This is a genomic window from Cysteiniphilum marinum, from assembly GCF_014857925.1.
GTDB classification, from domain to species: domain Bacteria; phylum Pseudomonadota; class Gammaproteobacteria; order Francisellales; family Francisellaceae; genus Caedibacter; species Caedibacter marinus.
The window spans coordinates 1-12,135 of sequence record NZ_JACYVZ010000017.1 but is presented as its reverse complement, the minus strand read 5'-3'; the positions used below and the strand labels follow the sequence as shown (position 1 = coordinate 12,135).

The 12,135-nt window shown below is 34.6% G+C and carries 10 protein-coding genes; 9 read left to right on the top strand and 1 reads right to left on the bottom strand.

The window, feature by feature from the left end; genetic code table 11:
• Window positions 1-152 precede the first annotated feature (152 nt).
• The 3 genes from rlmE to trkA are packed head-to-tail and all read left to right on the top strand — an operon-like array spanning window position 153 to window position 2,736.
• Complete coding sequence (gene rlmE / locus IE867_RS08690) at window positions 153-779, top strand: 23S rRNA (uridine(2552)-2'-O)-methyltransferase RlmE (protein ID WP_192484330.1); 627 nt, start codon at window positions 153-155, stop codon at window positions 777-779.
• 11 nt (window positions 780-790) lie between these two features.
• Complete coding sequence (locus IE867_RS08685; protein ID WP_192484329.1) at window positions 791-1,366, top strand: cob(I)yrinic acid a,c-diamide adenosyltransferase; 576 nt, start codon at window positions 791-793, stop codon at window positions 1,364-1,366.
• Window positions 1,363-2,736, top strand: coding sequence for a Trk system potassium transporter TrkA (gene trkA / locus IE867_RS08680; protein WP_192484328.1), 1,374 nt, complete (start codon window positions 1,363-1,365; stop codon window positions 2,734-2,736). Before IE867_RS08685 ends, trkA begins: the two co-directional genes overlap by 4 nt.
• A gap of 72 nt (window positions 2,737-2,808) precedes the next feature.
• Here the strand turns inward: trkA and IE867_RS08675 are convergent, their stop codons facing one another.
• Window positions 2,809-3,114 carry a helix-turn-helix domain-containing protein gene (locus IE867_RS08675; RefSeq protein ID WP_192484327.1) on the bottom strand — a complete coding sequence of 102 codons (306 nt, stop codon included), beginning with the start codon at window positions 3,112-3,114 and terminating at the stop codon, window positions 2,809-2,811.
• 600 nt (window positions 3,115-3,714) lie between these two features.
• Here IE867_RS08675 and IE867_RS14820 point away from each other — a divergent pair.
• From IE867_RS14820 to IE867_RS14980, 6 genes are all read left to right on the top strand, one after another.
• Window positions 3,715-3,843 (top strand): hypothetical protein, encoded by a 129-nt coding sequence (locus IE867_RS14820; protein ID WP_263971900.1) that lies wholly within the window; start codon window positions 3,715-3,717, stop codon window positions 3,841-3,843.
• Window positions 3,844-3,907: 64 nt separating this feature from the next.
• On the top strand, window positions 3,908-8,443 hold the full coding sequence (locus IE867_RS08670) for an amino acid adenylation domain-containing protein (protein ID WP_192484326.1): 4,536 nt from the start codon (window positions 3,908-3,910) through the stop codon (window positions 8,441-8,443).
• A complete protein-coding gene (locus tag IE867_RS08665) occupies window positions 8,440-9,897 on the top strand; it encodes a PAS domain-containing protein (protein ID WP_192484325.1) in 1,458 nt (485 codons plus the stop codon). The genes IE867_RS08670 and IE867_RS08665 overlap by 4 nt, the downstream gene beginning before the upstream one ends.
• Before the next feature lie 26 nt (window positions 9,898-9,923).
• On the top strand, window positions 9,924-10,787 hold the full coding sequence (locus IE867_RS08660) for a PAS domain-containing protein (protein WP_192484324.1): 864 nt from the start codon (window positions 9,924-9,926) through the stop codon (window positions 10,785-10,787).
• A gap of 328 nt (window positions 10,788-11,115) precedes the next feature.
• A complete protein-coding gene (locus tag IE867_RS08655; protein WP_192484323.1) occupies window positions 11,116-11,475 on the top strand; it encodes a hypothetical protein in 360 nt (119 codons plus the stop codon).
• A gap of 44 nt (window positions 11,476-11,519) precedes the next feature.
• Window positions 11,520-11,690 carry an MGMT family protein gene (locus IE867_RS14980; protein ID WP_192484370.1) on the top strand — a complete coding sequence of 57 codons (171 nt, stop codon included), beginning with the start codon at window positions 11,520-11,522 and terminating at the stop codon, window positions 11,688-11,690.
• Window positions 11,691-12,135 lie beyond the last annotated feature (445 nt).

The window sequence follows — 12,135 nt, the reverse complement described above, 5'->3', positions numbered from 1 at the left end:
AACAGGCTCAAAACGATCAAATTGCAACTGCAGATGATGTTTTACGCGTTTTTAATAAATGCAAAAAATGAAAAAGTAAAAAAGTAAGCTACTGTATATTTTCCTAGGTGATATACTGTTGACATTAATTAGCACGACACTTTTATTTGTTAATGTCAAAAAACAAACATAGCAAAAGCAGCAAACGCTGGCTTGATGAACATCATAATGATCATTATGTTAGCCAATCTAAAAAAGATGGTCTAAGATCACGCGCAGCTTACAAACTCATGGAATTACAGCAAAAAGATAAGCTATTCAAACCAGGCATGACCGTCGTTGATCTGGGTGCGGCTCCTGGTGGTTGGTCACAGGTTTTAACAGATTTTGTTGGTTCTAAAGGCAAGGTGTTCGCCTTAGATATTCTCGAAATGGACCCTTTGCCTGATGTGACCTTTATTCAAGGAGATTTCACCGAGGATGAGCCCTATGAAGCCTTGATGCAATTAACTGAAGGTGAGTCTATTGATTGGGTTATCTCTGATATGGCGCCAAACATGAGTGGCAATCGTAATACCGATCAAGCAGGATCAATGTATCTGGTTGAACTAGCACTTGATTTTGCTGATAACACACTAAAATCACATGGCAATTTCTTAGCTAAAGTTTTCCAAGGTGAAGGCTTTGATCCCTTTGTAAAGGCAGTTCAACAACGTTTTCAAAAAGTCATTATTCGCAAACCTGACGCATCTCGTGCGCGCTCGCGCGAAGTTTATATTATCGGTTTTAATAAACGTTAAAGGAATTATTTATGGGTCATAGACTATCCAAAATTTACACCAAAACTGGAGATAAAGGTACCACTGCTCTCTCAGATAATATTCGCATTGATAAATGTGCACCAATTATTGAAACCATTGGTCAGATTGATGAGCTAAATGCTGCCATTGGTGTGATTGTCTCCTTTTCAAGTAACCTTGAAATAAACAACCAACTACAGAATATTCAACATCACTTATTCAATATTGGTGGTGAGCTGTCCTTCCCTCAATTTAGCCAACTAACGGATCAAGCGATTACTGCCCTTGAAATCCAAATTGATCAGTGGAATAAATCTTTGCCACCGTTGAAAGAGTTTATTTTACCTGGTGGCTCACAGTGTGCGGCTTTAACTCATCAAGCGCGTACCATAGCACGCAAAGCGGAACGTCACTATGTTGCCTTGATCCAAGATCAGACAAAAGCTCATAATCCGCTTGTTTTAAGTTTTTTAAATCGTTTATCTGATTATTTATTTGTGTTGGCACGCTTTTTTAATCAGTTGGATCAACATGATGAAGTGTTATGGAAAAGCCATAGAAGTGACAAAACACAGGAAAAATTATGAAAATTATTATTTTAGGTGCCGGACAAGTCGGCAGCTCATTGGCTAAGAATTTACAAAAAGATCATAATATTAGCGTCGTTGATGAAAGAGCCGAACGACTAAGACATATTCAAAATCACTTTGACGTCAAAACAATCTGTGGCTCAGCATCACACCCTAACATTCTTGAAGAGGCAGGAGCTAATGATGCAGATATGATCATTGCGGTAACAAATAACGATGAAGTAAATATTGTTGCCTGCCAGATTGCTTATAGTCTTTTTAAGATTCCAACAAAAATCGCGCGTTTACGTAACAAAAATTACGCGCGCTACCCACAAATATTTAATAATGACAATATCCCAATTGATCTTATTATTAACCCTTCTGAATTAGTTACTCAACGTTTGGTACGTTTAGTTGAGCATCCTGGCAGTTTTCAGATTGTTGATTTTGCTAATGGCCGCTTGCAATTAGCAGGAAGCGAAATTGCCGAGGACTCACCGCTTCATGGCATGAGTATTCGTGAGTTTAGACAAGAGCTTCCTGATATCGATGCACGTGTTGTTGCTATTTATCGCAAAAAACAAAACTTACTTATATCCGCTGATACCGTTTTGCAAAAAGAAGATGAAGTGTTTTTTATTGCTGAGCGAATTAATATTCCTGCGATTTTACGCGAATTTCAACCGCAACAAACGGCATGTCGCAAACTCTTTATCGCTGGTGGTGGCAATATCGGTATAGGACTTGCTAAGAAGCTTGAGAATGATTATTTGGTTAAAATCGTTGAGCGTAATTATGAGAACTGTCACTTAGCTGCTGAGACACTAAACAATACCACCGTACTCTCAGGGGATGCCTCGGATGCTGAGCTATTAAATGCCGAGAGCATTGATGATACCGATCTTTTCTGTGCGGTAACCAATGATGATGAAGCCAATATCATGTCGGCAATGCTTGCTAAGAAAATGGGTGCTAAAAGCACCATTGCTCTTGTTAATAGCCTAAGCTATGCGGCTTTAGTTGATGAAACACACACGATTGATCGCGCAATTTCACCACAGAGAATCACCATTGGTGTGATTCAAACCTACTTGCGCAAAGGTGACATGCTAAATATCTATTCACTCTACGGCGGACATGCGGAAGCTTGCGAAATTGTCGTACACGGTACAGCTGACAGCTCACCAATTGTCGGTAAGAAAATCAGTGAACTGAATTTACCAAAAGCGATTATCATTGGCGCCATTGTACGTGATGATACCGTATTGGTTGCGCATGATCATTACACGATTGAGTCAGGAGATCATGTCATTGTTACCATTACCGATCTTGATCATGTTTATACAATTGAAAAGCTCTTTCAGGTACTGCCGGTTTTCTTATAACCAACTTTCAAATCATTTGCACAATTACCGTTGTTCCATCAACCGTCTATGAGCGCTAAATATAGTAGATTACTAAGCAAACTTATTATCAGGCTGACTGTCTTCAGCCATTGCGGCATGAGGATCCTGAAATAAATCATCAATTTTAATCCCTAAATATTGCGTGATACTATAGATTGTCAGCAAGTTAGGCATACATTTGCCGTTAACAATCTTACTTACTGTCCCCGTAGAAACGCCTAAATTATTATGAAGCTCAACGCTATTAACGCCTTTAGCAAACATAGATCGTCTAAGATTAAAGCCAACAAGCTTAAGCTGTTGTTCGGACTCAATACCATTGTTGGTATAAGTTAAATCAGAGGCAAGCTGTTTCATATTGCAAAGCCCAAAAGTCTTGTAAATAAGAAAAAATTATAACTAAATGCAAAAAAACGCAAGTTTTTATTGCCATAGGACTAAAGACCCGCTACGATAATAGCGGGTCATAGTTAAGCCCCCATCTTAACCGCGTCAGCCCCCATAATATAGATGGAACTATACGAGACGCAAGGAATATGACCCAACCACCCCAAATCTTCCACAAAGAAGATAATACACCCTTCTCAACCAAGTGCAATAGTTTATTGCTATAATTTTTAATTATTTCCCACATTGATCTATTTACAAACATTATACGCACCTTTAATAACCCACCCCTCTTTAAATCAAAGGTTTGTATGCAGAATTTACATTTTTATCATCAAGCAACTGCAACTCAATGGTATTATATATTTAGCTTATAAGTGATGCTGGATGGGAGAATCTGTTTTTTATAGAGCACGTGTTATTGACGTGATTTTTCTTAATCGAAAAACAGTGATTACTCAAATGCTTAATTTATAAGTTTTACTTATCACTAAAGGTGTTGCAATGCAAGATCATAAGGTAATGGGTATATATATTCAACATTAATAAATAACTAAGGGGGAACTAGTTATGAACAGCAAACAAGTATTAATCAATAAAAACAATGCATACTGGTCTGATTATTTAAAAGGCTGCACACAAAATGATATTGTTAAACCCACTAATACTATAGAAAAAAAAAACAATTATTATTGGTAACACTGGACTTTGTCTAGAATGTTGTAAAATTATTTTTACGTCGTATGATTATGACCTAATTGCTGTGGTTACTGAAGAGGAAAAAATACAGCAATGGTGCCAACAACAAAGCGTTTGTACACTATCTTATCAAGAATACCAAGAAAGTAATTACCAAGGTTATGTGTTATTTAGCATTGCAAACAACCACATTATCCCAAGAAATCTTATCGAAAAACATAAGGTTCAGCATGCAATCAACTACCATAATGCATTGCTGCCTAGCTATGCTGGAACTAACCCTACAACTTGGGCAATTATTAATGGAGAAAAAAAACACGGAGTTACTTGGCATAAAATCTCTGATGAAATTGACGCTGGCGATATTATTCGACAAGAGGAAATAATAATTTCAAGAGAGGATACTACGTACAGCCTTAATATTAAGTGCACTCAAAAAGCACTCGCATTATTTAAAATACTATTATCCGATTTGTCAAATAATCAACTACGATTCCAAGCTCAGGCTTTAAATAAAAGAAGTTATTTTTCATTAGATCACTCGCTGAAAAACTATGGCTTTATTAATAGTTGTGAAAGTTTAGCGCAAATATCTCGTTACTGCCATGCACTTGATTTTGGTGGTGATCAATCAAATCAAATTGCTACAGCTAAGCTTAGTTTCAAAGGCTCAGTTTATTTATTGGGTGTACCTATATGGGTTGAAAAACCCAAAAGCTTTCTTGATTTACAAGGCTTATACATTGTTTCAAAGGGCAAGGCTAAAGCACTGCACTTTTCATCAATTTATAACTGTTATGGCATTGAAAAAAATATAAGTAAAATAATTAGTCTTGAGGAGTTACAAAAACACAACATTACATTAGACGATAATCAGTATCATCACCTAAAGTATATCAAAAAACAAGAACGTAGTTACGCATTAGCTATCAATTCTTTGAAAAGCAAAGTAAATTCCACGCTTCATTTATCAATAAATCATACGATACAAGAGTCATTAGAATATTCGATTGATACATTAAACTTAAGTACTACGCAGATTATTAGTGCTATTTCATTAGTTTTATTACGCATTTTTCATCAAAATAACTTTCTAGTCTCTTGTTATGTCGAAGCCCCCTGCTTAAGGCATTTATCCAATTTAGTCGATACCAAATATATGATTGAGCTAAAGCAGATGTTTAACGAAGAAAAGCTACTAAATTTTCAAGAATATATTCAAAATCACTCACAAAAGAAGCAAAACATTACCAAAGATTTTTATTATCGTTATAACTGTATGGAGTTATTAACTGATATTGCCATTTATCACGGTAATAGCTTTAATACTATATTTGCGCATAAATTGAATTTTGTTATCAATAATGGGCAGCTTAATATTACTGGCATTAAAACCGATTCGATTGAGCTTAAAGGTATTGTTAGCGCCCTAAAAACAATGTTTAAGCAATATAAATCTTATTTAAATGGTAGCGACTCTATTAAAGATATTCCTCTTTTGTCAAAAGAAGAATATCAGAAAATTATTATTGACTGGAATAATACTGATAAACCTTACCCAAGGGATAAAACTATTTGCCAACTATTTGAAGAGCAAGTTGAAAAGACGCCCAATCATATTGCAATTGTATTTGAAGAGAAGCAGTTTACTTATAAAGAACTAAATGCCAAATCTAATCAATTAGCAAGATATTTACAGACATTAAGCAATATTCAACCTGATGATTTAATCGCAATATGCTTGGACAAAAGCTTAGAAATGATTGTTGGAATTTTAGGTATTTTAAAGTCGGGTGCAGCTTATGTACCTATTGACCCTAATTACCCCAATGAAAGAGTTAAGTATATACTTAATGATACTCGTGCCTCTTTGCTATTATCACAATCACAATACACCTCTAGGCTCAAAAATATTTCAAAAGCAATCATTATTCCTTTGGATGAAGCTTACTATGAAAACTTTTCAATGTGCAATTTAAACAGTTTAAATGGATCAAATAATTTATCCTGTGTAATTTATACTTCTGGCACAACTGGACGGCCTAAGGGTGTGCTGTTAACGCATAAAAATATTCCTAGTTTAGTTGCTAATAATTATATAGAAATTAATCAACAACATACTTTTGCTTACCTATCATCACTGGCCTTTGACGCGTCGTTTTTTGAAACATGGACTCCTTTACTTTCTGGGGCAAAATTGATTATTCCTAAGAGACTTATAGACTTGGTGAGTGATATAAAGGCATTTAAATCATTTCTAGGCGATCACAATATTAATGTGTTGTGGTTAACAAAATCATTGTTTAATAGTTTGTTTTTAAGTAATAATACAATTTTTGAGAATATTAAATACCTCTTAGTTGGTGGTGAGGCGCTGGAAGCTGATGTCATTAACAAAGTTTTGAGATGTGAATATCGACCACAATACCTTATTAATGGATATGGACCAACTGAGAGTACTACATTTACCACAAGTTATCGTATAAATAAAAAAATTGCTTTATCTTCTGTTCCCATTGGAAAGCCTATAAATCACCGTAAAGTATATGTTTTGGATAGCAACCAGCAACCCTTATCAACTAATATTATTGGAGAATTATATATTGGCGGGGAAGGCCTAGCACGCGGTTATTTAAACCAGCCTGAGCTTACGGCAGAAAAATTTATCCCCAATCCTTTTACAAGTGAATATGGCAAAGAAAATACTCCTTGTCGCTTATATAAAACGGGTGATCTAGTCAGGTGGCTATCCACTGGTGATTTAGAGTTTATAGGACGTAAAGATACTCAAATTAAGTTGCACGGATTTAGAGTTGAATTAGCAGAAATTGAAAGTATCGTAATGACTATTGCAAGTATTAAGCAAGTCATTGTAATTAACAAAGTAGTTAATGATGAACAACATCTTTTTGCCTATTTCACCTCAAATAGTCAAATGCAACCCGATTTAATAATAGAGCAACTGAAAAGTAAACTACCACACTATATGATACCTAGTGCTATGATGCAGATACCTGAAATACCCCTAACTACAAATGGTAAAACTGATATAAATGCTTTACCTGACATTAACTTTAGAAGTTCTCAAGTATATATAAAACCAAGAAACGAACAAGAAAGCGTTATTTGTCAGGCTTTTTCTAATGTTTTATCTGTCGATAGAATAGGAATTGATGATAACTTTTTTTCATTAGGTGGCGACTCTATCAAAGCAATTCAGCTCACAATGATTTTACAAGAAAAACTGAAAATACAAGCTTCAGAAATATTTGAGCTAAAGACGCCCAGAAAGCTTGCACATAATAAGTATATAACCAATAATTTTTTGGGAGTTAAGCTAGAACACATTAAACATAGTTATAACAAACAAAAGCGTGAATTTATTAAATCAAGTGCATTACTTAAAAAAGAGCAGTATTTGTCAGAGATAGCAAACATGCCAGTCATAAATAATACTTCCAAAGCAATTAATAATATTTTGCTCACTGGTGCTACTGGCTTTTTAGGTTGTAACCTACTGCATCAGTTACTAATTTCAACCAACTATCAAATTTATCTTTGTATTAGGGCTAAAAATGAAATACATGCAATGCAGCGTATGGCTAAAAAATATCAGTTTTATTTCGGATCATCTCTTGAAAAGCGATATGGCGAGCGTATTACTTATATTGCTTGTGATTTAGAGAAAAAACAAATTGGATTAAGTAGATCTGAATATTGTAAGTTAGTAGAAAGTATTGATAGTATTATCCATTGTGCTGCTTTAGTAAAACATTATGGTAGTGAAGAAGTCTTTTATAATGCCAATGTTCAGGCAACTATTAATTTACTTGAGTTCTGTGAATTAACCAAGCTTAAAGATTTTCATTATATTTCAACGTATTCTGTTATGCATAGGGTAGATTCAAGCCAAGATGACGTAGTTCATGAAGGTGACTTTCCTAAGCTTCACACCCGAATGACTGTCTATAATAGAACAAAAGCACTGGGAGAAAGTAAAGTAATATCAGCAAGAGAAAAAGGTATTACATCAAATATTTATAGAGTAGGTAATATGGCTTTAATGTTACATAATTTTCAAATTCAGGAAAACTTTAATGACAATGCCTTTAATAATTATTTACAGTTTTTATGTGATGTAAGGCGAGTTCCTATAGGCAGTAATATTGTTGAAGTTTCACCGGCAGATTTAACAGCTAAAGCCATTATCACGTTATTTGACAAAGACAGTCTAAAAAATCAAATATTTCATCCTTTTACCCCCAATAGGTTTGATATTTCGAGAGTACCATTAAAGGGTGGGAAAATTCAGGCAGTTAGTATGCAATCATTTATTGATACAATCACCAACAATATATATCAAATGAGTGAAAATAGATTATTTAGCCATTTTTTCTTGCATTTAGGGTGGGATTTTCAAGATAAATTTATTGATAAGTTCAGTGTGAATATTCTTCAACAAAAAACAACTCAAATTTTGGCAGATCTTGGGTTTCAATGGGGAGAATTATCTGATGAATTCCTTGAAAATTATTTTGAAATATTATCTAATCAATTCCTAAAAAATAATACTGATAAAATAAAAAAGGTATATGCGTGATAGACATCTTAGTCAGAAACGGTCTAATCTGCGAGGTTAAATTAGATGACCATTCCCACCTTGAACATATTATAGGAAAACAATATAGCAGGGTCTTCAAAAAAACAGATCAAAACGGTTACCCTAATAATATTCTTGTGATGAATCAAGACGAGAAATTGTCATACTTTCTAGTTATTAAACTAGTCAAAACTGACGAGGGAATACTACACAGTTTAATTCAGGTTAATGATCTAATGAGCTACTTCAATAATAAATTAAATCAAAAAGAACAAGAATTAAACTCGATTATAGATATGATCCCAGGGATTTTATATTGGAAAGATAACAAAGGAAACTACCTTAAAACTAATAACTCAAATCTAGCTGGAGGCATGAGTGCTTCTGATCTAGTGGGAAAAAATGACCTTGATATATGGCCAGATAAAGCTGAAGAATTAAAAGCACATGACCTAAAGGTTATTAATACCCAAAAAACCTCAATACAAGAGGAAGTAACAATAGAAAACGGTATAATAAAATACTATCTTGCTCAGAAATCACCCTACCTTGATCATAGTAATAACACAACTGGGGTTATTGGTTTATCTATTGATATTACCGAGCGTAAAAAACTTGAGCTTGAGATACGAGATAAAAAAAATCAGCTTGAGAAAAGACTTGCTTTTCAAAAGCACTATATTAAATCCTATGGCTATGACTATATTAATGCGCTTAAATTAATTTCTGATTCGATAGAAAACATTGAAGCGCGATTAATGCAATTAGATATTCCTCAAACTGTGCGTAGTGATCTAAACGATGAGTTTTATCAAGTAAATGAAAGTTTATCTGAGATTTATACACTATATCAGAAGATTAATACAGCCGTTTTGCAGCAAGACGAACGTGCGAAAATCGTGACTATTGAGTCAACTTTGGAAGAAATAATTGAGAATGAAGTCGGTCTTGCCAATACTTTTATCAGCAGTGATTTAAAAACTGAAGTGACGTACCAGATTAAACCATTAGCGCAACAACAACTTTTGATTGACTATGATAAGCTGCGTCATATTATCCGAACATTTCTAGCTAACTTCACAAACTCCGTGAGTGCACAAAATAGTCATGACATCAATTTAACTGTTACTGCCAAAGCAGGCTTAAGAAGTAATACCTTGTATGTCACTTTTTCTTTTGATGGTGGAACGCCTTTTTTAGAGTTTGAGGGCGATACGATTCGTGCTGAGCATTTGCTTAATCATTCGTTAAATCATATCCCAGGCAGTAAGCATAGTCTGGCTTATGAGCTAGCATTAGCAAAGTCTTATATCGAACTACTATGTGATGGCGAAGAGTTAAATGACGCTATATTTGATCAGCAACAGTTATCATTTACCTTACCATTTAAAAAAGTGTATTATAAGAACAAAGCACCAAAGCTCACAGCAATCATTAACGAGGTCAATGATTAAATTTAACTACGCTAGAGAGGTTATGGATGAAGCTAGCAAACAATAATCAATATTTACAGCAAGCATTTCAAGAGACTCAACAGACAATGATACCATTTGAAAAGCAACTGCTTGATTGTGGAGATGTATCTTATGAACTACAGCAAGTAATTGATTGTCTTGATGCTCATGTTTATTGGAAGGGGCTGGATGGTGAATATTTAGCTTGCAATCAGGTAGTTGCTATATTTCATGATAGATGTGATGTGAAAGAAATTTTTGGTAAAACGGATAAACAGTTACTTTCTGAGCATGTTTCAAATATGGTCAAGGAGCATGATAATGCAATTATGATATCACAAAAAACCACTCTCTATGATGAGTATGAGAGTGATAAGAAGTTACATTTTTTATCAAGAAAAAGCCCCCTCTTTAATAAAAACCGTGAGGTAATCGGTATTGTTGGTGTATCTATTGATGTTACCGAGCGTAAAAAGTTAACGCTTGAATTACAACAAGCCAAGGAAGGTATATTCACCTTTGAGCATGATATCGAAGTCATCGCAGACAGCGATTTTCTGCACAAAGATTTGCATAAAAAATCACAATACCTAACAAGTGGTACCGCCATTAGCTTAAGTGTTGAGGCAAAGAAATTTTATAGGGATGTGATCAACGAATTATCGATCAAACAATTGGATGTGCTTTATCTGACTTTGTCGGGTTATAAAATGAAAATGATTGCTTATCAAATGAATATTGGTATTGAAACGGTTAAAACCTACATTAAGCAAATCAGAGTGAGACTTAACTACCACTGCACGGCAACGATGCTTGAGGATTGCTTTAAATATCGAATAAAGTATCAGTTTGAACGATCACAAGCCCTGATGAATAAGTTTCACCGCTAATATTTAGTTACTCATTTCTCACTTGAAGTTTTTTCCTTTTTGTAACATCCCTACTTTTTAGGGATATTGTTACATCTTGATACATATTAAAATGCTCTAACGCTTTATGAGTGTTACATCCAACTTTATATGGCTCTTAACTGCTGTCTTTGTCTCGCATTTGTATTATATATCAATAGTACGGGCTTATTACTACCGATTTTTGTTAGTAAGGCAATGAACAGCATTACCGATTATAAAGGCAGTGCGAGTTCCATCTATGGTACTTTTTTATTTTTGGGTGGGACGTTAGGCACATTTGTCGTCATTTTTTTTACGAGGTGAATTTATGAAAAAGAAAGCCAATAAAACACAACGTATGGTGTTTCAAAAACTACGTCAAGAGTCAGGATTAATTGTATCCTTTAAAAACGATGCGGTTTCGGTGGATTTGGTCGGTGGTGTTGTATTAAAAACAAGCATAACCGAAGATACCCTTTATGTACAAAATAGCCCACATCATTTCCATGTGGATTGGTCACGACTAACTCAGGTGACTTATGACAATAACAATCAATATCATGAAGGCTGTTTGACATTTATGGATGATGAGACAATTATCTTCAAAGTGTTTAATCCAAGAGGTGAGTTTAATGCTGAGATAATGCATCTATTTGAGAATAACGCCACAATTGAATTGGTGTATTAGGGTAGCAAAACTCAATGATCTTGTTTTTATAACTACAAGGAAACATAATACTACGCGGTTTACATAAGGAGCTCTCGTGTCATAGGGTTATTAAGTCAGATAGGCAAATTGACGGATACGCTGACAGTGTTGCCTATAAGCGACAATTACTTAAGATGGAAGGAAATAATCCATGCAACAACCCCCTACTTTTTAGGGATATTTTTATCAACTGATATCAACTAAAATCTTTACATATTCCAATATACGACTCTGCTTGGGGCGAGGGGCAGATCGACACAGTTTAAAAATAGGTATTGAGCAATCATATCAGCTGACCAATATCGTTCCCCTTTTTAGACTGTGTCAGATCATTAAAGGCATCTGCCATAGAAGCAGAAATTGGTAAATCAATATCTGCAGACACGATTATTTGCTAAAACTCTCCAGTAAGTGCTAAGCAGACAGGCTCTACTCCAGTTAATTAAATCGCGCTTTTAACTTAAATTTTTGTACTTTACCTGTTGAGGTTTTTGGTAATGATTCAAAATAAAGGGAGTGTTCATAAAACTGTGTCAATTTAAATTTAATATTGATGTAATGTGTTATTGCTAGAATAAACAGAGCAACTGTCAAGGAGGAACGCAGCAACGTGTTGCGAGTAGTCCTTGATGGTTGTGA